Raw genomic sequence first — 22,947 nt, 5'->3', positions numbered from 1 at the left:
GGTGTGGTCAACGCGATTACGGCGGAGTGGGTGTGGGCGCGCCGGACGGACTCGGACGCGGACGCGGCGCGGGGACTGGGGCGGGCGGGCTCAGCAGGCGTCGCGCAGCAGCTCGGTCAGATCGTGGTCGAGATCGAGGTGGAGATGCTCGCGGCCGACCGGGACGAGATCCTCGGAACGCTCCAGGAAACGCCGCAGCTCGGCGGTGCGCAGATGGACCATCGCGGTGCCCTCGGGAGCGTGGAACTCCAGCACCGTACGGCCGTACCCGAAGGGCCGCACCCGTACGTCCCCGATCCCGACGGGCTCGGTCATGCCCTTCGCCAAGAGCTCACGGGAGAACTCCCAGGTCACCTCGGTGCCCTCCAGCGTCGCCGGGGGCGGGAACGCCATCCGTACGGCGAAGGGGTCCGCCCGGTCGTAGCGCAGGGTCGCGGGTACGGTCTCCAGCCGGGGAGCGGACGCGACCAGCCGGGCCTGTACGGCCTGTTCAATGACGAGCGTCATGGCCTGCTCCCCTTCGTCGGACCTGGATGAGGTCTTCTTCTATGGGAAAGACGGTGGAGCGCCTCGATACGTGCTCCAAAACGGGAGTGAGCTGTGTCACCGTGCCCCCGGCGGTCTCCGCCATGGCGTGATTCCGCCCCCGGACGGGCGCACTCCGGGCGGGCCCGGCAACGCCCCGAGCGCGCGCCAGGCCTCGCGGTGCCAGGCGTCGCGTGCCAGGCGGGAGGTGTCAGGGCCTACTGTGTGTTGGTCATGAAGATGATCAGAACGCCCGAGGACGAGACCGAGGCCCGTGCCATCCAGGACGAGCTGCGCGGCCTGGTCGTACGGGACGAGCCGGGGCCGCCGCCCGGGACCGGGCTGGTGACGGGGGTGGATGTGGCGTACGACGACGAGCGCGATGTCGTCGCCGCCGCGGCCGTCGTGCTCGACGCCGCCACCCTCGCCGTCGTCGAGGAGGCCACCGCCGTCGGCACGGTCGCCTTCCCGTACGTGCCCGGACTGCTCGCCTTCCGGGAGATCCCCACCGTCCTGGCCGCCCTCGAAGCGCTCACCTCGGAGCCCGGCCTCATCGTCTGCGACGGCTACGGCCTGGCCCATCCGCGGCGCTTCGGGCTCGCCGCGCATCTCGGGGTGCTCACCGGCCTCCCGGTGATCGGTGTGGCCAAGAACCCGTTCACCTTCTCGTACCAGCAGCCGGGCGGCCGGCGCGGTGACTCCTCACCGCTGCTGGCCGACGACGGCGAGGAGGTGGGGCGGGCGCTGCGCACGCGGGAGGGCGTCAAGCCGGTGTTCGTCTCGGTCGGCCACCGCGTCGGCCTCGCCAACGCCTGCGCGCACACCTTGCGGCTGACACCCCACTACCGCCTTCCCGAGTCCACCCGGCGGGCCGACGCGCTCTGCCGCCGCGCGCTGCGGGAGACAACCGACTGAGGCAGTTCCCCGGCCGCGCCGCCCCCGACGGACCGCGTCGCCCCCGGCGGACCGCGCCGCCCCCGAGGGGCCGGGCCGCCCAGCCGGACCCCAGTCCCGCCGACGGACCCCAGCCCCCCGACGCACCCCAGCCCCGGTCACGGACCCCAGCCCCGCCGACTGACCCCGACCGTCCCACCAGGGCTCAGCCGGCCGCGTCCAGCTCCCGCGCGTCCACGATCCTGAACCCCAGCCCCGCCGCCCGCAGCCGCCCCAGCAGCGCGTCGCCCATCGCCACCGCCGGGGTCACCTGGCCCGCGGTGGCCGGCAGCTCGTCCATGGCGAGCGAGAGCGCCGACTCGGCCAGCATCTTCGCCGACTCGTCATAGCCGGGGTCGCCGCCCGAGACCTCGGCGAAGACCCGGTGTCCGCCGCCCGTGCCCACCAGGCGGAGCGAGAAGGTGCTCGCTCGCCTGCGTTCGAGGTCGGGGCCGCTGCCCGACTCGAATCGTCCCGTCAACCACCTCCGGACCGAGGGCAGTTGGGCCAGGGCTACGCCCACCCCGGCCGCCGCGCTGCCGCCGAGCGCCACCGGCAGTGTCTTCACCCCGGCGAAGTGCCGGTAGCGGAAATCGGGGCCGTAGCGCGGCAGCGCCGCCGCCGAGCGCGCCACCACCTGTGCGTCGAGCGTCGGCAGCGGCAGCGCCCAGTACCCGGTCTCCCGACTGAAGTGCGGGGCGCCGAGGGACCCCCGCGCGCGGCGGTCGACCAGCCTCGGCTCGTGCAGCCGCCGCTCCCGGGCGGCGTGCAGCGACTGCCGGCCACGGCTCATGGCCGTCAGCACGCTGGCGAGTGTTCCGCCGGAGAAGAGGGCGTTGGAACGTACGAACGCGTCCACGCGCAGCGGTACGTCCTCCGGCAGGTGCTGGACGGTGAAGTACGCGCCCAGATCGCTGGGGATCGCGTCGAAGCCGCAGGCGTGCACGAGCCGTGCCCCGGTCTCCCGGGCGCGGACGTCGTAACGCAGATACATCAGGTCCAGGAACTCGGGCTCGCCGCACAGGTCGGCGTAGTCGGTCCCCGCCTCCGCGCACTCCGCCACAAGCCTCTCGCCGTACCAGATATACGGCCCGACGGTCGACGCGACGACGCGGGTGGACTCGGCGAGGGCTCGCAGCGAGTCGGGGTCCGCCGCGTCGGCCCGCAGTACGGGGAGCACGGCGCACCCCGGATTGAGCGCGGTGAGCCGTTCCCGCAGCCGCTCCAGCCGGGCCTGATCGCGCCCGGCGATGGCCCAGCGGCAGTTCTCGGGGGCGTGGGCCGCGAGATACTCCGCGGTCAGCGTCCCCACGAAGCCCGTCGCCCCGAAGAGCACGATGTCGTAGGGGCGCTCCGTCCCGTTCGTCCTGGCCATTGAGTCCTCCGCCGTTCCGCCCCGCGCCATTGCCGGTGGCCGAGGCTAGCGTGAGATCCCGGGGACGGAGTCGGGAACGCGCATCGCGGAACCGGTCGGGTCGGCATAGGCTCGACAGTGAGAACTAAGCGCTTGCTCGGCCCGAGGGGTTGTGCCGAGCGGGACGCGTTCTTGGCATCGCTGGTGTTTCACCAGGTGTGTCACCCAGTGTCGGGAGCCGGATGGGAGCCGGATGGCAGCCGCAGGAAATGGTCCGCTGACGGGCGTACGCGTGGTCGAGCTGGCCGGTATCGGCCCCGGCCCCTTCGCCGCGATGACCCTCGCCGATCTCGGCGCCGATGTCGTACGGGTCGACCGTCCGGGCGGCGCGGGCCTCGGCATCGATCCGGCGTACGACCTGACCAACCGCAACAAGCGGTCCGTGCTGATCGACCTCAAGACCGAGGACGGCGCGGCCCGTGTCCTCGATCTGGCCGAGCGCGCGGACGTACTCATCGAGGGATACCGGCCGGGGGTCGCCGAGCGCCTCGGTGTCGGCCCGCGGGAGTGCCTGGACCGCAATCCGCGGCTGGTGTACGGGCGGATGACCGGGTGGGGCCAGGACGGACCGCTCGCCGAGCGCGCCGGGCACGACATCGGGTATATCGCCGTCAGCGGAGCGCTCTCCATGATCGGCACGGCCGGGGAGCCCCCCGCGCTCCCGGCGAATCTCCTCGGCGACTACGCGGGCGGCGCGCTCTATCTGGTCATCGGGGTCCTCGCCGCGCTCCAGCACGCGCGTACGCCCGACGGCGCGGGACAGGTGGTGGACGCGGCGATCGTCGACGGCACCGCCCATCTCACCACCATGATCCACGCGATGATGGGCGCGGGTGGCTGGCAGGACCGGCGAGGCGCCAATCTGCTCGACGGGGGAAGTCCGTTCTACGGTACGTACGAGACCGCCGACGGTGAGTACATGGCGGTCGGCGCGCTGGAGCAGCGGTTCTACAACGAGTTCGTGGAACTGCTCGGCATCGCCGAAGAGCTCCCGTCGCGCAAGGACTTCGGGCGCTGGGACGAACTGCGCGAGGCGGTCGCCGCCCGGTTCAGAACGAAGACCCGGGAGGAGTGGACAGCGGTCTTCGAGGGCTCCGACGCGTGTGTCGCGCCGGTGCTCTCCCTGCGCGAGGCCCCGGCCCACCCGCATCTGGCGGCCCGCGGCACCTTCACCCACCACGCGGGACTCACCCAGCCCGCGCCCGCGCCGCGGTTCTCCGTCACTCCCGGGTCGGTGCGCCACGCGCCCGCGCGGCCCGGCGCGGACACCGCCGAGGTGGCCCGCGACTGGGATCTGCCCGCAGGTGCCACGGGGAACAGCCCAGTCACGGACAACAGCCCAGTCACGGAGAACAGGCAAGGAGGGCAGCCGAGTTGAAGCGCCAGATCTTCGCCGCCGGGCACGACGCGTCGGCGCGACCGTCCGTACCTTCCTGGCCAAGGAGATCATCGGCCGCTCGATCCTCTCCTCATCCCCATCGTTTCGCTCCTCCTCCTCCCGAAAGGCAGTCGCCGTGAGTACCGAAGCGTTCGTCTACGACGCGATCCGCACCCCGCGCGGCCGCGGCAAGGCCAATGGCGCCCTGCACGGCACGAAGCCGATCGATCTCGTCGTCGGACTGATCCATGAGTTGCGCCGCCGCTTGCCCGGACTCGATCCGGCGGCGATCGACGACATCGTCCTCGGTGTGGTGAGCCCGCTCGGCGACCAGGGCTCGGACATCGCTCGGATCGCGGCCGTCGCCGCCGGACTGCCCGACTCCGTCGCGGGCGTCCAGGAGAACCGCTTCTGCGCCTCCGGGCTGGAAGCCGTCAATCTGGCCGCCGCCAAGATCCGCTCCGGCTGGGAGGACCTGATCCTCGCGGGCGGCGTGGAGTCGATGTCGCGGGTGCCGATGGGCTCCGACGGCGGCGCCTGGGCCATGGACCCGATGACCAGCTTCCGGACGGGCTTCGCCCCGCAGGGCGTCGGCGCCGACCTGATCGCCACCCTCGGCGGCTTCAGCAGGCGCGATGTGGACGAGTTCGCCGCGCTGTCCCAGGAACGGGCGGCCACCGCGTGGAAGGAGGGCCGCTTCGAACGCTCGGTCGTGCCGGTCCTCGACCGCAACGGCCTCACTGTCCTCGACCACGACGAGCACATGCGCCCCGGCACCACCGCCGACACGCTCGCCGCGCTGAAACCGTCGTTCGCCGGAATCGGGGACAAGGGCGGCTTCGACGCCGTCGTCCTCCAGAAGTACCACTGGGTCGAGCAGATCGACCATGTCCATCACGCGGGCAACTCGTCCGGCATCGTGGACGGCGCGGCCCTGGTCGTCATCGGCTCCCGCGAGACCGGCGAACGTCAGGGACTCACGCCCCGCGCCCGGATCGTCTCCGCGGCCGTCTCCGGTTCCGAGCCGACCATCATGCTGACCGGCCCCGCTCCCGCCAGCCGCAAGGCGCTCGCCAAGGCCGGGCTGACCATCGAGGACATCGACCTCGTCGAGATCAACGAAGCCTTCGCGGCGGTCGTCCTGCGCTTCGTCGAGGAGATGGGCCTCTCGCTGGACAAGGTCAATGTCAACGGCGGCGCCATCGCGCTCGGCCATCCGCTGGGGGCCACCGGCGCGATGATCCTCGGCACTCTCGTGGACGAACTGGAGCGCCAGGACAAGCGGTACGGCCTGGCCACGCTCTGCGTCGGCGGCGGTATGGGGGTCGCCACCATCGTGGAACGGCTCTGACGGCCCGTGCCTCCGGCCAACTCCCGGACCCCGCCCGGTTCCCCCGGATTCCCCCTCCTGGACCCCCGTCCGGATTTCCCCGATACGGAGCAGCAGCATGAGCGAGTCCACCACCCCTGCCTCCCCGGCGATTCGCTGGGAGCAGGACGGGACAGGCGTCGTCACCCTCGTCCTCGACGACCCCGTCCAGTCCGCCAACACCATGAACCAGGCCTTCCGGCGGTCCATCGCGGCGATCGCCGACCGCGTGGAGGCCGAGCAGGACAGCATCCGCGGCATCATCATCACCTCCGCGAAGAAGACCTTCTTCGCGGGCGGCGACCTCAAGGACATGATCAAGCTCGGTCCCGCCGACGCCGAGCAGGTCTTCGAGGGCAGCCTGGCCGTCAAGCGCGCCCTGCGCCGTATCGAAACCCTCGGCAAGCCCGTGGTCGCGGCCCTCAACGGCGCGGCTCTGGGCGGCGGTTACGAGATCGCGCTCGCCTGCCACCATCGGATCGCCCTGGACGCGCCCGGCTCCAGGATCGGGCTGCCCGAGGTGACGCTCGGACTGCTGCCCGCGGGCGGCGGGGTCACCCGTACCGTACGGCTGATGGGCGTCGCGGACGCGCTGCTCAAGGTGCTGCTCCAGGGCACCCAGTACACCCCGGCGCGCGCCCTGGAGAACGGGCTCGTCCATGAGGTCGCCGCCACCGCCGACGACATGCTCGCCCGTGCCCGTGCCTTCATCGACACCCACCCCGAGTCGTCCCAGCCGTGGGACGTCAAGGGCTACAAGATCCCCGGCGGTACGCCGTCCAGCCCGCGCTTCGCCGCCAATCTGCCCGCGTTCCCCGCCAACCTGAAGAAGCAGACGGCGGGCGCCCCTTACCCGGCGCCGCGCAATATCCTCGCGGCGGCCGTCGAGGGCTCCCAGGTCGACTTCGAGACCGCTCAGACCATCGAGGCCCGCTACTTCACCGAACTGGTCACCGGCCAGACCGCCAAGAACATGATCCAGGCGTTCTTCTTCGACCTCCAGGCCGTCAACTCGGGCGCAAGCCGCCCCCAGGGCATCGCACCGCGCGAGATCCGCAAGGTCGCGGTCCTCGGCGCGGGGATGATGGGCGCGGGCATCGCGTACTCCTGCGCACGCGCCGGACTCGACGTCGTGCTGAAGGACGTCTCGGCGGAAGCCGCCGCGAAAGGGAAGGCGTACTCCGAGAAACTGCTCGCCAAGGCGCTCTCCCGGGGCCGTAAGACCGAGGCCGAGCGGGACGCGCTGCTCGCCCGTATCACCCCGACCGGCGACCCCGCCGACCTCGCCGGATGCGACGCGGTGATCGAGGCGGTCTTCGAGGACACCGCGCTCAAGCACAAGGTGTTCCAGGAGATCCAGGACATTGTCGAGCCCGACGCGCTGCTCTGCTCCAACACCTCCACCCTGCCCATCACCGTGCTCGCCGAGGGCGTCTCCCGGCCCGCCGACTTCATCGGGCTGCACTTCTTCTCGCCGGTCGACAAGATGCCGCTTGTGGAGATCATCAAGGGCGAGCGGACCGGGGACGAGGCGCTGGCCCGCGCGTTCGATCTGGTGCGTGCGATCAGGAAGACCCCGATCGTGGTCAATGACGCGCGCGGCTTCTTCACCTCGCGGGTGATCGGGCAGTTCATCAACGAGGGCGTGGCGCTGGTCGGCGAGGGTGTCGAACCCGCCTCGGTCGAACAGGCCGCCGCGCAGGCCGGCTACCCCGCCAAGGTGCTCTCGCTGATGGACGAGCTGACGCTCACCCTGCCCAGGAAGATCCGGAACGAGGCGCGGCGCGCGGTCGAGGAGACTGGCGGCACCTGGACCGCGCACCCGGCGGACACGGTCATCGACCGGATGGTGGACGAGTTCGGCCGGCCCGGACGCGCCGGGGGCGCGGGCTTCTACGAGTACGACGAGAACGGCAGGCGGACCCGCCTCTGGCCGGGCCTGCGCGAGCACTTCGGCACTCCGACAGGCGAGGCCCGCACGGAGGTTCCGTTCCTCGACATGAAGGAGCGGATGCTCTTCTCCGAGGCGCTGGACTCCGTCCGCTGTCTGGAGGAGAACGTCCTGACCTCGGTGGCCGACGCCAATATCGGCTCCATCATGGGCATCGGCTTCCCGGCCTGGACGGGCGGAGTGCTCCAGTACATCAACGGGTACGAGGGCGGCCTGCCCGGTTTCGTGGCCCGCGCCCGAGAGCTGGCGCGGCGGTACGGCGCCCGCTTCGAGCCGCCCGCGCTGCTGGTCGAGAAGGCGGCGAAGGGCGAGGTGTTCGCCGACCACGCCTGAGTTTCACGGCCCCGGTCCGATCGGATGCGTCCTTGGCCGGAGCGCGGGATCGGACCGGGGCAGTGCCGTTGCCGTGGCGGGCCCCTGTCCCGTCCCGCACAGCCCTTAGGTCCTGTCCGGTCGGACAGGACCTAGTCCAGAGCGCCCCGGCCGATGACCCCCGCGTACCAGCGCGCGCTGTCCTTGACCGTACGGCGCTGGGTTGCGAAGTCCACGTGGACGATGCCGAACCGTTTGCTGTAGCCGTACGCCCACTCGAAGTTGTCCAGCAGCGACCAGAGGAAATAGCCGCGCACCTTCGCGCCGTCCGCGATCGCGCGGTGGACGGCGTGGAGATGGGCCCGCAGATAGGCCACCCGCTCGGGGTCGTGCACCGCGCCGGACGGATCCGCGTAGTCGTCGTACGCCGCGCCGTTCTCGGTGACCATCAGCGGGGTGTCGGGCAGTTCGTCCCGCAGCCGCGTGAGCAGTTCGTACAGTCCGTCCGCGTCGACCGGCCAGTCCATCGCGGTACGCGGTCCCGGCGCGGGGACGAACCGTACATGCCCCTGGGCGCCCGGCCACGGTGACGGGGTGTCGCAGGAACCGGCCGCGACGACCGTGGGGGAGTAGTAGTTGATCCCCAGCGAGTCGATGGGCGTGGCGGCGACCGCCAGATCGCCGTCCCGGACGAACGCCCAGTCCGTCAGCGCGGTGGTGTCCTCGACCAGATCCGCGGGCAGCCGCCCGTGGAACACCGGATCGAGGAAGATCCGGTTCCCGACGGCATCGATCCGGCGCACCGCGTCGAGATCGGCCGCCGACTCCGTCAGCGGCCGGACGGCGTGCAGATTGAGGGTCAGCGAGATCTCGGACTTCCTGGGCAGCGCGTCGCGCAGCGCGCGGGTGGCCAGGCCATGGGCGAGATTGAAGTGGTGGGCGGCGCGCAGCGCGGCGACCGGATCCGTACGGCCCGGGGCATGGACACCGGAGCCGTACCCCAGGAACGCCGCGCACCACGGCTCGTTGAGGGTGGTCCAGGTGGCCACCCGGTCGCCCAGGGCCTCGGCGACCGTTTTCGCGTACTCCGCGAACCGCGCCGCTGTGTCGCGTTGCGGCCAGCCGCCCGCGTCCTCCAGTTCCTGGGGCAGATCCCAGTGGTAGAGCGTGGCGACCGGCCGGATGCCCGCCGCCAGCAGCGCGTCCACCAGCCGCCGGTAGAAGTCCAGGCCACGCTGTACGGCCGGGCCGCGCCCGGTCGGCTGGACGCGCGGCCAGGACACCGAGAAGCGGTAGTCCGTCACCCCCAGCTCCTTCAGCAGTGCGACGTCCTCGTCCATCCGGTGATAGTGGTCGGCGGCGATATCGCCGGTGTCACCGTTGCGGACCCGGCCGGGAGCGCGGCTGAAGGTGTCCCAGATGGACGGGGTACGGCCGTCCTCGGCGGCGGCCCCCTCGATCTGGTACGCGGCGGTGGCGGTACCCCAGCGGAAACCGGGAGGGAATCGCGACTCCGCGGTGGTCTGGGGACGTGCGTCGACAGCGGTCATATGGCAGGAACTCCCGTGAGATGAGACAGAACAAGGGGGGAGAGGCAGCGGAGAGGGGGCTCGTACGGGCGCGTGCGGACGGGGACCTCGGACAGTGCGCGACAGGCGGGGATCAGCCCTTGACGGCGCCCTGCATGATGCCGCCGACGATCTGCCGGCCGAGCAGGCCGAAGACCAGCAGCACGGGCAGCGTGCCGAGCAGGGTGCCCGCCATGATCACGGACTGGTCGTGGACATAGCCGCCGCCGAGCTGGCGCAGCGCCACCTGCACGGTCGGATTCTGCGAGGAGAGCGCGATGATCGGCCAGAAGAAGTCGTTCCAGGCGGCCATGAAGGTCAGCATGCCGAGCACCGCCATCCCCGGCCGGGCGATGGGCACCACGATCGACCAGAAGATCCGCGCGGTGGAGGCGCCGTCCACCCGGGCGGCCTCGATCAACTCGTCGGGCAGCGACTGCACCAGATACTGGCGCATGAAGAACACCCCGAAGGCGGAGACGAGTCCGGGCAGGATGACGGCCTGGAGCTGGTTCACCCACTGGAGTTCGGCGATCAGCATGAACAGCGGGATCACGCCGAGCTGCGGCGGGATCATCATCGTGCCCACGGTCACGGCGAGCAGCGCGCCCCGGCCGCGGAAGCGCAGTTTGGCGAAGGCGAATCCGGCGAGGGTGCAGCACAGCACGGTACCGACGGTGATCGAACCGGACACGATGAAGGAGTTGAGGAGGGCCTTGCCGATATCGGCCTCCTCCAGTACCGCCTCGAAGTTGCGGATGAGGTTCGGCCCCGGCAGCAGACTCGGCGGCACCTTCGCCAGCTCGGCGTTGGAGCGGCTGGCCGCGACGATCGTCCAGTAGAACGGGAACGCCGAGAAGAGCAGCGCGACGGCCAGGATCGCGTACGAGAGCCTGCCCCCGTGCATGGTGCGTCCGGCCCGGCCGCCGCGTCGTGAGGACCGCCGCGGCCGGTCCTCGGTCCCCGGCGGTGGAGTGGGGGGTGCGGCGAGCGCGGTCATCGGCCGGCCTCCTTACCGGAACGGCGGCGGGCGATCAGGGCGTTGACGCCGACCAGCAGCAGGATCAGGACGAACATCACCCAGGCGATGGCGGCGGCCCGGCCCAGATGGAAGAAGCCCCAGCCCTGCTCGTACATATAGAGGCCGAGGGTCTGGTACTGATGCGAGATACCGCCCGAGATGGACCCCTCGAAGAGCAGCGGCTCACCGAAGAGCTGAGTGGCGCCGATCGTGGAGACGATGGTGGTGAAGACGATCGTGGGGCGCAGCCCCGGCAGGGTGACATGGAGGAACTGCCGCCAGCGCGAGGCCCCGTCGACCTCGGCGGCCTCGTACAGCTCGCTGGGGATCGACTGCATGCCGGCCAGATAGATCAGCGCGTTGTAGCCGGTCCAGCGCCAGATGACGATGGTCGACACGGCGATCTGCGAGGCGACCGTACCGGTCTGCCAGTCCACCGGGTCGAAACCGACCAGCCCCAGTACGTAGTTGATCAGACCGAAGTCGCGGCCGAAGAGCTGGGCGAAGACGAGCGTCGCGGCGGCGACCGAGGTGGCGTACGGCAGCAGGATCGCCGTACGGATGAACGTCCGGCCGCGCAGCTTGTAGTTGAGCAGATGGGCCAGGCCCAGGGCCATCGCCAGCTGAGGGACGGTCGACAGCACCCCGATGGTGAAGGTGTTGCGCAGCGATGTCCAGAAGAACTCGTCGGTGAAGAGCGCGGTGTAGTTGCCCAGACCGCGCCACTCCATGTCGCCGGGTGTCTGGAGCTCCACCCGGTAGAGCGAGACGAACGCGGTGTAGAGCAGCGGGAACAGCCCGAAGGCCGCGAACAGCGTGAAGAACGGGGCGATATAGGCGTACGGGGAGAAGGCGCGCCAGGCGCGACGCACGGCGGACGGCTGGGCGGCGGCCGGCCCGGACGGCGGCGGGGACGCGGCCTTCGCGGTGGCGGTGAGGGTCATGGAACGGCCTTCGGAAGCGTGGACGAGCGACAGGGGAAGGACGGGACCGGGGACAGGCACGGAGCGGGGACGAGATGTGGAATCCGCCCGGAGCCCGCCCCCGGAGACAGCGTCGGCCGACCAGGTCCTGTCCGGTCGATCTTCGAGGGCCCGTGAAGATCGACCGGACAGGACCCAGGTGCTCAGCCGATGACGTTGTCGACGCCCTTCTTCGCCGTGGACCACGCCTTCTCGGACGAGGTGCCCTTGCGCTCCACCTCGCCCAGCGCGTTGGTGATCTGCTGGGCCACATTGGCGTCATGGACCCCGAGGACCTGTACGGGGGAGGACTTGGCCGCGTCACCGAAGATCTGGCCGATCGGCGCGTCCGAGAAGTACGGGTCCTTGGCGCCCGAGACCTTCTCGATGGCGCCGGTGGCGGACGGGAAGAGCCCCTGCTTCTGGAAGAGCTTCGCCTGCTGCTCGGGCGCGGTCAGCCACTCGATCAGCTCGTACGCCTCCTTCTTGTTCTTGGCGGCGCGCGGGACGGAGAGATACGAGCCTCCCCAGTTGCCCGCGCCGCCGGGCAGCTTGGCGATGTCCCACTTGCCCGAACCGGTCTCCCCGGCCTGGCCCTTGATATAGCTGAGCATCCACGCGGGGCACGGAATGGTGGCGAACGAGCCGGCCGCGAACGCCTGGTTCCACTGCGGCGTCCACTGGTCGAGCTTGGCGCTCAGCCCGGACTCCGCGGCCTCCACCGAGGTGTCCCAGGCGGTCTTCACGGCCGGGTTGTTCTCGTAGATCAGCTTCCCGGAGGCGTCGTAGTACCGCTCCTTCTCCTGGCCGATCATGATCGAGTAGAGGCTGCCGATACTGTCGATCCAGGCGCCCTTCGCGGGCGCCTTCTTCTTGTACTCCTTGCCGAGCGCGAGATACCCGTCCCAGGTGGACCACATCCGGCTCAGCTCGTCACGGTCCGTCGGCAGCCCCGCCTGCTTGAACAGATCCGTGCGGTAGCACATCGCCTCGGGCCCAACATCCGTGCCCAGACCCAGGATCCGGCCGTCCTCCGTCGTGGCGGCGGACCACTTGGCCTCGGCGAACTGGTCCTTGAGCTGGTCGGCGCCGTACTGCTTCAAGTCTTCGAATTTGTCGGACTGCTGCTGGGTGACCGATGCGATCCGGCCCACCTCGATGCCCTGCACATCGCCGAGCCCGCCCCCGCCGGCCAGCCGGGTCTGGAGCGACTTCCAGTAGTCGGCCTCGTCCTCGGTGTCGCTCTGTTTGATCGTGATGTCCGGGTGGAGCTTCTGGTACTCCGCGTAGAGTCCCGCCTCCTTGTAGCCGAACGACCCGAACAGGTCGACCGTCAGCGTGACCTTGCCGCCCGCGCTGTCGGAGGTTCCTCCCGAGGAACCGGATCCGCACGCGGCGAGGAGTGCCCCGGAGAGCACGACCGCACCGAGACGGACCGCGGCCCTCCTGGCGGCTCGGGCGTTGGGCATGGGAAGCCTCCCTTGGCTTCGGAATACAACGGAGTACCCGCGAGAGGCGGGTGAGAGCGCTCTCAAGAGATGGCTTGGAGCGTGCCCCGGGTCGCTACTCCTCGTCAAGACTCGAACACATAACGGCTACGGTTCGGACCCAGGGTCGGCGCGAACTGCCTTACCTGTCCGACGTATTGACACTTCTGTTTCAGGAGTTTTACGTTTCCTGCCATCTGAGAGCGCTCTCGGACGCCCTTGCCCCCCATGTCTTCGAGGTGCCGTCCATGTCCGTCTCCCGCGCCAGACCCGCCTCGGCGCTGCTTCTGGCCACCGCCCTGGCCGCCGTCGGTCTCGGCCCCGCCGCGTCCCCGGCGCTGGCCGCCAATGTGCCCGTCGGCTCAGGCAGTTACTCGGACAGCCGGCCCGCCGGCACATCCGGCCCCACCACCAACACCGGCACTCCCGTCACCCCGAAGGTGACCGAGGCCGCCCGCGACCTGCCGCTGCCCACCAACGACTGGTGGTCCTCGCTGGCCTTCCAGCGATACGGCGACAACCCGTACTCCACCCCCATGTACGGCCACCCCCTCACCTATCAGGCGACGGCCGGCGGTCTGGAGGTCGGCTATCCGACCACCCCGGCGATCGTCGGCGACGGCCGCCAGTACGAATACGCCCACAAGGCCGATCTCACCCTCGGTCTGACCGGGCTCAACTCGCCCGACACCAAGGCCGACGCCTGGTCGGACTGGACCGTCACGCCGTACTGGTCCGACGCCGCCCGGGCGCTGCGGACCACCATCGGCCACGGCCTGCCCTTCGTCTACGCCAAGGGCTCGGGCGGCGACGCGCGGATCACCACCGCCGCCACGCCCCAGGTCTTCGCCGACGACGGCAACGTCCTCGGCATCACCGTCGCGGGACACCACTACGCCCTGTTCGCACCGACCGGAAGCGACTGGGCCGTCTCCGGATCCACCGTGACGGCGGGGCTCGGCGGCGCCGACTACTTCTCGCTGGCGGTCCTGCCGTCCACGGACGCGCTCGCGACATACCGGAAGTACGCCTACAGCTTCGTCACCGGCTCGAAGGTGACCTGGAGCACCGAGGACGGCACGGTCAAGGCCACCTACAGCCTCACCACCGAGCCGCAGGAGGGCACCGAGACCGGCACCCTCCAGGCCCTCTACCGGCACCAGTGGCTGAACACCGCCGACGCGCTGACCCCGTACACCTATGTCTCACCACGTGGCACGATGAAGGTGCGAGAGTCGGCCTCCTTCACCACCTCCCAGGCGTCCTCGGGAGTGCTGCCCGCGCTGCCGACGTCCAGCGGTGTCGACCAGGCTCGGCTCAAGGGCTATCTGGACGAGGTGGCGGGCGCGGCCGACCCGTTCTCGGGCGCGACCGACACATACTGGACGGGCAAGGCGCTGGGCAGACTCGCCCAACTGGTGCCCATGGCCGACCAGATCGGTGAGAGCGCGACGCGCGACAAGCTCCTCGGGCTGCTCAAGAGCCGGCTGGAGGAGTGGTTCACGGCGGGCGGCGCGAGTGAGTTCTCGTACGACAAGGACTGGAAGACGCTGATCGGCTATCCGGCGTCCTACGGCAGTGACACGGAGCTGAACGACCACCACTTCCACTACAGCTACTACGTGTACGCGGCGGCGATCGTCGCGCAGTACGACCAGGGGTGGGCCGCCGACTCCGCCTGGGGCGGCATGGTGAAGACGCTGATCCGTGACGCGGCCAACCCCAGCCGCACCGACACCGCCTTCCCCTTCCTGCGCGGCTTCGATGTGTACGCGGGCCACAGCTGGGCCTCCGGGCACCAGGGGTTCGCCGCGGGCAACAACCAGGAGTCGTCGTCGGAGTCCACCAACCTCAGCGCCGCACTCGTCCTGTGGGGCTCCGCGACCGGCGACGCCGAACTGCGCGATCTGGGCAGCTACTTGCTCGCCACCGAGTCCGAGGCCATCGCCCAGTACTGGTTCGACGCCGACGAGCAGGTCTTCCCGTCCTCCTTCGGTCATGACACGGCGGGCATGGTGTGGGGCAGCGGCGCCGCGTACTCCACCTGGTGGACCGCCAACCCCGAAGAGATCCACGGCATCAACGTCCTTCCCGTGACCGGCGGTTCACTGCATCTGGGTCGGGAGAAGGCGGCGATCGAACGTAACCTCGCCGAGCTGGAACGGGAGAACGGCGGCCCGGCGGTCGAATGGCGCGACATCCTCTGGGAGTTCGAGGCCCTGGCCGATCCGGCGGGCGCCAAGGCCAAGTGGGACGCGGGCCACGCGGGATACACCCCCGAGGCCGGTGAGTCCAAGGCACACACCTACCACTGGATCGCCACGCTGGACGCGCTCGGCGCTCCCGACGCGACGGTGACCGGGTCCGTCCCGGCCTCGGCCGTCTTCAGCAAGGGCGGCATACGCACCTACGCGGCGCACAACTTCGAGTCGGTGGCGCGGACGGTCACCTTCTCGGACGGTACGACACTCGACGTACCGGCCCGCTCGACAGCGACGAAGTAGCCGTCGGACCGCCCGACATCCCGCGGGCGGACGCGGAACATCCCGCGGGCGGACGCGGAACGATCTCGCGGGCGGACGCGGAACGGCGGGCCCGGCTCAGGCCGAGGCCCGCCGTACCAGCGTGGTCGGGGTGATCACCGACGCCGGGGCCCGCTCGCCCTCACGCTCGCGGTCGAGCCCGCGCAGCAGCAGCCGCGCCATCAGCCGGCCCTGCCCCTCGATGTCCTGCTGGACGGTGGTCAGCGGTGGATCCGTGGCCCCGGCGACCGAGTCCATGTCGTCGAACCCCACCAGCGCCACCTCGTCGGGCACCGCGATCCCCCGCTCCTTGAGCACCCGCAGCGCGCCCGAGGCCATGAGATCGTTGGCGGCGAACACCGCGTCCAGCCCGGGACACCGCGCCAGCAGCTCGGTCATCGCCCGCGCCCCGCTCTCCTCGGTGAACGCGCCCTCGGCGATCAGCGCGGGGTCCCCGTCCAGCAGCACATCGCGGTAGCCGTCGAGCCGGTCGGTGGCCGACGTCTGGTCGCGCGGCCCCGCGATGTGCGCGATCCGCCGCCGGCCGAGGTCCCGCAGATACCGCACGGCCTCCCGGGCGCCGCCGCGGTTGTCCGCGTCCACATAGGGCACGTCCCGGTGGTCCGGTGCCTTCGTCCAGCTCGGCCGGCCGCCGTAGACCGTCGGCATCCCGGCCCGCCGGGTGATCTCGGGGATCGGATCGTCGGTGTGCAGCGAGAAGGCGAGCGCGCCGTCGACATGGCCGCCCGCGAGATAACGCGCGATCCGGTCGTAGTCGCCGGGGCCTTCGAGCAGCAGCAGGACCAACTGGTAGTCGTGCGCGGTCAGTTCCTTGCTGATACCGCGGATCTGCTGGGAGAAGAACGGGTCGGAGAAGATCCGGATCTCCGGCTCGGCGATGATCACGGCGACAGCGCCGGTGCGCCGGGTGACCAGGGTGCGGGCCGCGTGGTTCGGTACGTATCCCAGCTCCTCGACCGCTCGTCGCACCTTCTCGACCAGCGGCTGTCGCACCCCGGCACCGCCGTTGACGACCCGGGAGGCGGTGGCCCGCGAGACACCGGCGCGCGCCGCGACGGCTTCCAGAGTGGGGCGGGCCCCAGGGAACGGCTCGGTCAAGACGTGCGCTCCTCGTCGGAGGGGAAACGGACTACGCGGGCAGGGACACCGTCCAGCCTAGCCGCTCCCGACGCGATCCTGAGAGCGCTCCCAGAGGGCCCGAGCAGGGAACATGCCGAGTCGGCGGGGAAAGCGCCGTGCCGCGCCCCCTCGGGCACGGCCCGAGCGGAACGGGCGCTGAGCGGGTCCGGAACGGACGCGGAGCGGGCGCGCCGCCCCTTCCCTCCCCTTGACTGCCCTCTTTTGCGGGCGAGTTGACAGGGGTACCTTCCGCCCCATGGAGATCCGTGCGCGGGGCGCCCGATGGTCATGCAGAACGCTGGTCGTGGCGGCATCCGCCGCGCTGCTCGGGGTGCTGCTCGCCCCGGCGGGGGCACAGGCACAGACAGGGCGCGGAGCACCGAGCGCGCGGTCGGCGGCCGAGTCGCCCCCGCCCCGGAGCGAGCCCGTCTACTCCTACGAGAACGCCATCCGGGAGTCCGTCTGGGTGGACACCGGGATCGACGGCGACGCGAACGGCAGCACCGACCGGGTCGCCGTCGATGTCGTACGGCCCCGCGAGGCCGCCCTGTCGGGCCGGAAGATCCCCGTGATCATGGATGCCTCCCCGTACTACGCTTGCTGCGGACGCGGCAACGAGAGCCAGAAGAAGACCTATGACGCGAACGGCGACCCCGTCGGTTTCCCGCTGCACTACGACAACTACTTCGTACCGCGCGGCTACGCCTTCGTCGCCGTCGATCTGACCGGCACCAACCGCTCCGACGGCTGCGTCGACATCGGCGGACGCTCCGACATCCTGTCCGCCAAGGCCGTCGTCGACTGGCTGAACGGCCGCGCCCGCGCGTACGGCAGCCGCACCGGCACCGACCCCGTACGAGCCACCTGGACCAGCGGCGCCACCGGCATGATCGGCAAGAGCTGGGACGGCACCATCGCCAACGGCGTCGCCGCCACCGGCGTCAAGGGGCTCAGGACCATCGTCCCGATCGCCGCGATCAGCTCCTGGTACGACTACTACTTCGCCCAGGGCGCCCCCCTCTACGACTCGGGACCCGAATGGCTCTCGGACTATGTGGAGAGCCCCGAGGCCCGCGCCCGCTGCCAGGCCGTCCAGCAGCGGCTGATCGACGGAGCGCCGCGCACCGGTGACTGGACCCGGCTGTGGAGCGAGCGCGACTACGTACGGAACGCCGACAACGTCAGGGCCAGCGTCTTCGCCGTCCACGGCATGCAGGACCTCAACGTCCGCACGAAACACCTCGGCCAGTGGTGGGACGCGCTCGCCGACGCGGGTGTGGAGCGCAAGATCTGGCTCTCCCAGACCGGTCATGTCGACCCGTTCGACTTCCGCCGTACCGAATGGGTCGACACCCTGCACCGCTGGTTCGACCACTATCTGCTCGGTTACGACAACGGCGTCGAGCGCGAGCCCATGGCGGACATCGAGCGCGCCCCCGACCGCTGGACGACCGACACGGTGTGGCCGCCGCGCGCCACCGATGCCACGACGGTGCGGCCCGCCGCGGGCAGCGTCCCCGGCGTCGGCACACTCGGCCGTACACCCGCCCGTCCCGGTACGACCGAGACCTTCACGGACGACCCGCGTCTGAGCGAGTCCGACTGGGCCGCGGACATCGACCGGTCCACCACCGCCAAGTCCGGCTTCGTCACCCGGCCGCTCAGCCGCGATCTACGGCTCTCCGGCTCCTCCACGGTGACCGTCACCGCCACCCCCTCCACCTCGACCGCCCATCTCTCCGCGGTCCTTGTCGACCTCGGCCCCGACACCATCCGTGACTACGGGCACGCCGGTGAGGGCATCACCACCCTCACCGAGCGCACCTGCTGGGGCCCGAGCACCACCGGCGACAGCTCCTGCTACCGGGAGACCGCGGCCAGGACGGCGGACGTCGACCACACGGTCTTCAGCCGAGGCTGGGCCGATCTCGGCACCTACGCCTCGGCCGGCCACGGCCGTCCGCTCACCCCCGGCAAGCCGTACACCCTCACCCTCCAACTCGCCGCGAGCGACCATGTCGTACCCGCCGGCCACCGGCTCGCCCTGATCATCGGCGGCACGGACCAGGGCCTGATCGACCCGCCGTCCACCACCCCGACCCTCACCCTCGATCTGGCCCGCACATCCGCGAAGCTGCCACTCGTCGGCGGCGCCGAGGCGTTCACCCGCGCCACGACCGGCACCGTCCCGCCGCACAGCGCACCCCGAGAGTCCCGTCCGAACGGCGTGGCCGAGCCGCGCCGGACACCTCCGATCCCGGGAGACCGCACCTGATGACACCCCGTCTGCGCACCCTCGTCCTGGCGGCGACCGCCGCGGCCCTCGTACTGCCGATCGCGGCCCTCCCCGCGCAGGCCACCTCCGCTCGGGCCACCTCCGGTCAGGCCGCCGACACCCCGCCGCGCACGGAGTTCGAGTCCGGCCATGGCGCGAACTGGACCAGCCAGCCGCAGGAACAGCGGTTCCTGGCCGCCGTCGACCGGGGCAGCGACCGCGCCACCCTCACCACCATCGGCACCACCAAACAGGGCCGGCCGCTCCAACTCGTCGAGCTGGGCGCCCGCCGCGCGCCCGCCACCGTGCTGCTGGTGTGCAGCCAGCACGGCGACGAACCGTCGGGCCGCGAGGCGTGTCTGACCACTGTCCGCGACCTCGCCTACGCCAAGGACTCCGCCACCCGGCGCTTCCTGGACCGTACGACCGTGCTCGTCCTGCCCACCGCCAACCCGGACGGCCGGGCCGCCGACACCCGCGGCAACTCCGACGGCGTCGACATCAACCGCGACCACATCGCGCTGAAGACGGCCGAGGGCCGCGCGCTGGCCGCCGTCATCCGCGACCGCAGGCCCGACATCATCTACGACCTCCACGAGTACGGTGCCACCCCGCCGTACTACGACGAGGACCTGTTCGACCTATGGCCCCGCAACCTCAACACCGACGCGCGGGTGCACGACGAGGCGCGGACCCTGTCGGAGCGGTACGTACGCCCCGCCGCGCGCGCGGCCGGTCACTCCATCGGCACCTACGGCATCTGGACCGACCCGGTGACCGGCGACCCCATCAAGCAGACGGCGGGCGACGGCCAGGAACGCATCCTGCGCAACGCCTCGGGCGTCAAGCACTCGGTCGGCCTGCTCATCGAGAGCCGGGTCGACGCCCTCACGGACGCCGAGAAGGCCGACGAGGCGCTCAACAACCGGCGCCGAGTGAACAGCCAACTCGACTCGCTGAAGGGCCTGTTCTCCTTCACCGACGAGCGAAGGGCGCGGATCGTGACCGCCACGGCCACCGCCCGGCTGGCCGGACTCAAGGACCGCGGCCCCGTCTATCTCGGCGGCGCCGACAACGACCCCGCGGCCCCCGAGAAGATCCTCCAGGACCCGCCGTGCGGCTACCGCCTCGACGCGGCCCAGTACACGGACGTCAAGGACGAACTCGCCCTGCACGGCGTGGTGTCCCTACCGCTGCCGCTCGGCGAGGGGGCCTTCGTACCGCTCCGTCAGTCGCAGCGGAGCCTGGTGCCGCTGCTGCTCGACGAGCGGGCGGACTACCACCTGACGGCCGCGACGCCCGCCGCCTGCTGACCGTTCCTCGCTCGGGCGTGTCGTCGAAGTCCCGCCTGCTTGGCGGGCGGACGGCGCTGCTGTGAGGACCTAGGAGGCCAGCGCCAGCCGGGCGGCGGCCTCCGCGCAGCCCCAGGCCACGGTGACCCCCGCGCCGCCGTGCCCGTAGTTGTGCACCACCCGCCCGCCCCCGGGCAGCGGCACGGCCTCGGCCTCCAGCCGCACCCGGGGACGGGCGGGCCTCAGCCCCACCCTGTGCTCAAGCACTCGCGCCCCGGCCAGCTCGGGCCGGATCCGGGCGCAGCGCGCCACGATGGCCGCCGCCTCGGCCGGGTCGGGGCTCAGATCCCAGGAGTGATCGCTCGCCGTGCCGCCGAGCAGCACCCCGTACGGCTGAGGCATCAGATACGTCGTCTCGGAGGAGCCGGGGACGGCCGCCACGAACCACTCGTCGATCCCCGGGTTCTCCACGATCACCACCTGACCGCGCACCGGATACAACGACGCGTCCCCCGCCAGCTCCCGGGCACCGAGCCCGGTGCAGTCGACCACGACGGACGACTCGGCCGCGGGCTCGGCGAAGCCCGTGACCGACCGGCGCTCGACCGTGCCGCCCGCCGCGCGCAGCCGCGCCTTCAAGTACCGCAGATACACCGGCATGTCGATCAGCGGGACCGCGGCCCGCAGCCCCTGGGCGACGCCGTCGGGCAGCTCGTCCGCACGGGCCTCGCGCAGCTCGGGCACCCGCGAGGCCCAACTGCCCAGTCCCGTCAGCGGGGTGTCCGCCATCAGCCCCGGGACGATCCGCACGCCGGTCCTGTCCGGGGTCCTCGCCAGCCGCACATAGTGGCGCAGTGACTCCGCCAGCCAGGCGCCGACCTCGCGCGCGGGCTCGATGCGATAGGGCCAGACCAGCGCTCCCGCCACCGCCGAGGTGGTCCGCGCCACCGGATCGCGGGTCCACAGCCCGACGCGGTGGCCGCTCTCCGCGAGCACCACCGCCGTCGTCAGCCCTATGACTCCGCCGCCCACCACGATCACATCAGTGCTTGTGCCGCTCATGCCCGGACCGTACCGGAATCCGCCCCGGTAGGATCGGCGCTCTGATGACTGCCACGCTCGTAGCCAAAGACCTCGCCGCGGGACACGGCGACCGCTCGCTGTTCTCCGGGCTCGATCTGGTCGTCGCGCCCGGCGATGTGATCGGACTCGTGGGCGCCAACGGCGCCGGGAAATCCACCCTGCTCCGGCTGCTCGCCGGAGTGGACGCGCCCGAGAACGGACAGCTGAGGCTGTCCCCGCCCACCGCCGCCGTCGGCCACCTCCCTCAGGAACCCGACCGGCGCCCGGGGGAGACCGTACGGGCCTTCCTGGGCCGCCGTACGGGCGTCACCGCCGCGCAGACCGCCCTGGACGAGGCGACGCTGGCGCTGGTCGAGAACGCGCCCGGCGCCGATGACGCCTACGCGACCGGCCTGGAGCGCTGGCTCGCCCTCGGCGGCGCCGACCTCGACGAACGGGCCGAGGAGGTCGCCGCCTCACTGGGGCTGACCATCGGCCTCGACCAGCCCATGACCACGCTCTCCGGCGGCCAGGCCGCCCGCGCGAGTCTGGCCTCGCTGCTGCTCTCGCGGTACGACATCTTCCTGCTCGACGAGCCGACCAACGACCTCGACCTCGACGGCCTGGACCGGCTTGAGGGCTTTGTCTCGGGCCTGCGCGCCGGCACGGTCGTGGTCAGTCATGACCGCGAGTTCCTGGTACGCACCGTGACCAAGGTGCTCGAACTCGACCTGGCCCAGCAGAAGATCACGCTTTACGGCGGTGGCTACGAGGCATATCTGGAGGAGCGTGAGACCGCGCGGCGGCACGCCCGTGAGGAGTTCGAGGAGTACGCCGACAAGAAGTCCTCCCTGGAGGCGCGCGCCCACGTCCAGCGCTCCTGGATGGAGAAGGGTGTCAAGAACGCCCGGCGCAAGGCGACTGACAACGACAAGATCGGCCGGAAGTTCCGTAGCGAATCCACCGAGAAGCAGGCGGCCAAGGCGCGCCAGACGCAGCGGCTGATCGAACGCCTCGATGTGGTCGAGGAGCCCCGCAAGGAGTGGGAACTGCGGATGGAGATCGCCGCCGCTGACCGTTCGGGAGCCGTGGTGGCGACACTGCGCGCGGCCGAAGCGGCGCGCGGGGACTTCCACTTCGGACCCGTCACGCTCCAGATCGACCGGGCGGACCGGGTCGCCATCACCGGAGCCAACGGCAGCGGCAAGTCCACGCTCCTCGCCGCCCTGCTGGGCCGCCTCCCGCTGGACGAGGGCCACGCCACGCTCGGCTCCGGGGTGGTCGTCGGGGAGGTGGACCAGGCACGCGCCCTCTTCCACGGTCCCGAATCCCTGCTGGACGCCTTCCGTAAGGCGGTCCCGGACACCGAACCGGCCGATATCCGTACGCTGCTCGCGAAGTTCGGCCTCAAGTCCGGCCATCTCCTGCGCCCCGCGACCACGCTCTCACCGGGCGAGCGCACCCGCTCCGCGCTCGCGCTCCTCCAGGGCCGGGGCGTCAATCTCCTGGTCCTGGACGAGCCGACCAACCACCTCGATCTGCCGGCCATCGAACAGCTGGAGTCGGCGCTCGACTCCTACGACGGCACACTGCTGCTGGTCACCCATGACCGCAGGATGCTGGACGCCGTCCGTACGACCCGCCGTCTCGATGTGGCGGACGGCAAGGTGACCGAGATCTGAGGATCCCGGGGAACCGAGGGCGGCGCGGGCTCCCGTCCGGGGCCCCCGCGCCGC

At 71.1% G+C, this 22,947-nt stretch carries 16 protein-coding genes; 8 read left to right on the top strand and 8 right to left on the bottom strand.

Features of this window, described 5'->3' with window-relative positions; genetic code table 11:
• Positions 1–90: 90 nt before the first annotated feature.
• A complete protein-coding gene (ssgD, locus tag ABTZ59_RS26655) occupies positions 91–507 on the bottom strand; it encodes a spore wall synthesis regulator SsgD (RefSeq protein ID WP_351417520.1) in 417 nt (138 codons plus the stop codon).
• Positions 508–759: 252 nt separating this feature from the next.
• Here ssgD and ABTZ59_RS26650 point away from each other — a divergent pair, with 252 nt between their 5' ends.
• Positions 760–1,440, top strand: a complete 681-nt coding sequence (locus tag ABTZ59_RS26650) for an endonuclease V (protein ID WP_351417514.1) — start codon at positions 760–762, stop codon at positions 1,438–1,440.
• A 184-nt stretch (positions 1,441–1,624) separates the two neighbouring features.
• Here ABTZ59_RS26650 and ABTZ59_RS26645 read toward each other — a convergent pair whose 3' ends face one another.
• Positions 1,625–2,833, bottom strand: a complete 1,209-nt coding sequence (locus tag ABTZ59_RS26645; RefSeq protein WP_351417511.1) for a saccharopine dehydrogenase family protein — start codon at positions 2,831–2,833, stop codon at positions 1,625–1,627.
• A 232-nt stretch (positions 2,834–3,065) separates the two neighbouring features.
• Between ABTZ59_RS26645 and ABTZ59_RS26640 the strand changes: the two genes are divergently transcribed.
• From ABTZ59_RS26640 to ABTZ59_RS26630, 3 genes are all read left to right on the top strand, one after another.
• On the top strand, positions 3,066–4,250 hold the full coding sequence (locus ABTZ59_RS26640) for a CaiB/BaiF CoA transferase family protein (RefSeq protein ID WP_351417505.1): 1,185 nt from the start codon (positions 3,066–3,068) through the stop codon (positions 4,248–4,250).
• Between the two features lie 136 nt (positions 4,251–4,386).
• Complete coding sequence (locus ABTZ59_RS26635; RefSeq protein ID WP_351417500.1) at positions 4,387–5,601, top strand: acetyl-CoA C-acetyltransferase; 1,215 nt, start codon at positions 4,387–4,389, stop codon at positions 5,599–5,601.
• 97 nt (positions 5,602–5,698) lie between these two features.
• Positions 5,699–7,903 carry a 3-hydroxyacyl-CoA dehydrogenase NAD-binding domain-containing protein gene (locus ABTZ59_RS26630; protein WP_351417495.1) on the top strand — a complete coding sequence of 735 codons (2,205 nt, stop codon included), beginning with the start codon at positions 5,699–5,701 and terminating at the stop codon, positions 7,901–7,903.
• A 131-nt stretch (positions 7,904–8,034) separates the two neighbouring features.
• Here the strand turns inward: ABTZ59_RS26630 and ABTZ59_RS26625 are convergent, their stop codons facing one another.
• The 4 genes from ABTZ59_RS26625 to ABTZ59_RS26610 all read right to left on the bottom strand — a co-directional run bounded on the left by ABTZ59_RS26625 (position 8,035) and on the right by ABTZ59_RS26610 (position 12,902).
• Positions 8,035–9,432 (bottom strand): GH1 family beta-glucosidase, encoded by a 1,398-nt coding sequence (locus ABTZ59_RS26625; protein ID WP_351417489.1) that lies wholly within the window; start codon positions 9,430–9,432, stop codon positions 8,035–8,037.
• A gap of 112 nt (positions 9,433–9,544) precedes the next feature.
• Complete coding sequence (locus ABTZ59_RS26620) at positions 9,545–10,450, bottom strand: carbohydrate ABC transporter permease (protein ID WP_351417482.1); 906 nt, start codon at positions 10,448–10,450, stop codon at positions 9,545–9,547.
• The gene (locus ABTZ59_RS26615; RefSeq protein ID WP_351417478.1) at positions 10,447–11,415 is read right to left on the bottom strand and encodes a carbohydrate ABC transporter permease; all 969 of its coding nucleotides are present in this window, start codon (positions 11,413–11,415) and stop codon (positions 10,447–10,449) included. Before ABTZ59_RS26615 ends, ABTZ59_RS26620 begins: the two co-directional genes overlap by 4 nt.
• A 182-nt stretch (positions 11,416–11,597) precedes the next feature.
• Positions 11,598–12,902 (bottom strand): ABC transporter substrate-binding protein, encoded by a 1,305-nt coding sequence (locus ABTZ59_RS26610; RefSeq protein ID WP_351417469.1) that lies wholly within the window; start codon positions 12,900–12,902, stop codon positions 11,598–11,600.
• 266 nt (positions 12,903–13,168) lie between these two features.
• Between ABTZ59_RS26610 and ABTZ59_RS26605 the strand changes: the two genes are divergently transcribed.
• The gene (locus ABTZ59_RS26605; RefSeq protein WP_351417464.1) at positions 13,169–15,424 is read left to right on the top strand and encodes a glycosyl hydrolase; all 2,256 of its coding nucleotides are present in this window, start codon (positions 13,169–13,171) and stop codon (positions 15,422–15,424) included.
• Positions 15,425–15,520: 96 nt separating this feature from the next.
• Here ABTZ59_RS26605 and ABTZ59_RS26600 read toward each other — a convergent pair whose 3' ends face one another.
• Entirely contained in the window at positions 15,521–16,561 is a 1,041-nt protein-coding gene (locus ABTZ59_RS26600) for a LacI family DNA-binding transcriptional regulator (RefSeq protein ID WP_351417460.1), read from the bottom strand.
• Positions 16,562–16,838: 277 nt separating this feature from the next.
• On the opposite strand from ABTZ59_RS26600, the gene ABTZ59_RS26595 reads away from it, so the two are divergent.
• Positions 16,839–18,857 carry a Xaa-Pro dipeptidyl-peptidase gene (locus ABTZ59_RS26595; RefSeq protein ID WP_351417453.1) on the top strand — a complete coding sequence of 673 codons (2,019 nt, stop codon included), beginning with the start codon at positions 16,839–16,841 and terminating at the stop codon, positions 18,855–18,857.
• On the top strand, positions 18,857–20,170 hold the full coding sequence (locus ABTZ59_RS26590; protein ID WP_351417449.1) for a M14 family metallopeptidase: 1,314 nt from the start codon (positions 18,857–18,859) through the stop codon (positions 20,168–20,170). Before ABTZ59_RS26595 ends, ABTZ59_RS26590 begins: the two co-directional genes overlap by 1 nt.
• Positions 20,171–20,239: 69 nt before the next feature.
• On the opposite strand, the gene ABTZ59_RS26585 is transcribed toward ABTZ59_RS26590, so the two are convergent.
• Positions 20,240–21,211: an FAD-dependent oxidoreductase gene (locus ABTZ59_RS26585; RefSeq protein WP_351417446.1), complete on the bottom strand. Its 972-nt coding sequence runs from the start codon at positions 21,209–21,211 to the stop codon at positions 20,240–20,242.
• A gap of 44 nt (positions 21,212–21,255) precedes the next feature.
• Between ABTZ59_RS26585 and ABTZ59_RS26580 the strand changes: the two genes are divergently transcribed.
• Positions 21,256–22,893, top strand: coding sequence for an ABC-F family ATP-binding cassette domain-containing protein (locus tag ABTZ59_RS26580; protein WP_351417442.1), 1,638 nt, complete (start codon positions 21,256–21,258; stop codon positions 22,891–22,893).
• Positions 22,894–22,947: the final 54 nt, after the last annotated feature.

It is taken from the genome of Streptomyces sp. NPDC094034 (assembly GCF_040303865.1).
Classification (GTDB): Bacteria; Actinomycetota; Actinomycetes; order Streptomycetales; family Streptomycetaceae; genus Streptomyces.
Note: the sequence above shows the minus strand (reverse complement) of the source record. Positions and strands in the feature narration are given on the sequence as shown.

Bases quoted from the DNA above. Each gene is read 5' to 3' on its own strand.
- ABTZ59_RS26585 (WP_351417446.1), bottom strand. From the start codon at position 21,211: ATGAGCGGCACAAGCACTGATGTGATCGTGGTGGGCGGCGGAGTCATA.
- ssgD (WP_351417520.1), bottom strand. From the start codon at position 507: ATGACGCTCGTCATTGAACAGGCCGTACAGGCCCGGCTGGTCGCGTCC.
- ABTZ59_RS26595 (WP_351417453.1), top strand. From the start codon at position 16,839: ATGGAGATCCGTGCGCGGGGCGCCCGATGGTCATGCAGAACGCTGGTC.
- ABTZ59_RS26615 (WP_351417478.1), bottom strand. From the start codon at position 11,415: ATGACCCTCACCGCCACCGCGAAGGCCGCGTCCCCGCCGCCGTCCGGG.
- ABTZ59_RS26640 (WP_351417505.1), top strand. From the start codon at position 3,066: ATGGCAGCCGCAGGAAATGGTCCGCTGACGGGCGTACGCGTGGTCGAG.
- ABTZ59_RS26605 (WP_351417464.1), top strand. From the start codon at position 13,169: ATGTCCGTCTCCCGCGCCAGACCCGCCTCGGCGCTGCTTCTGGCCACC.
- ABTZ59_RS26620 (WP_351417482.1), bottom strand. From the start codon at position 10,450: ATGACCGCGCTCGCCGCACCCCCCACTCCACCGCCGGGGACCGAGGAC.
- ABTZ59_RS26625 (WP_351417489.1), bottom strand. From the start codon at position 9,432: ATGACCGCTGTCGACGCACGTCCCCAGACCACCGCGGAGTCGCGATTC.
- ABTZ59_RS26590 (WP_351417449.1), top strand. From the start codon at position 18,857: ATGACACCCCGTCTGCGCACCCTCGTCCTGGCGGCGACCGCCGCGGCC.
- ABTZ59_RS26650 (WP_351417514.1), top strand. From the start codon at position 760: ATGAAGATGATCAGAACGCCCGAGGACGAGACCGAGGCCCGTGCCATC.
- ABTZ59_RS26645 (WP_351417511.1), bottom strand. From the start codon at position 2,833: ATGGCCAGGACGAACGGGACGGAGCGCCCCTACGACATCGTGCTCTTC.
- ABTZ59_RS26610 (WP_351417469.1), bottom strand. From the start codon at position 12,902: ATGCCCAACGCCCGAGCCGCCAGGAGGGCCGCGGTCCGTCTCGGTGCG.
- ABTZ59_RS26580 (WP_351417442.1), top strand. From the start codon at position 21,256: ATGACTGCCACGCTCGTAGCCAAAGACCTCGCCGCGGGACACGGCGAC.
- ABTZ59_RS26630 (WP_351417495.1), top strand. From the start codon at position 5,699: ATGAGCGAGTCCACCACCCCTGCCTCCCCGGCGATTCGCTGGGAGCAG.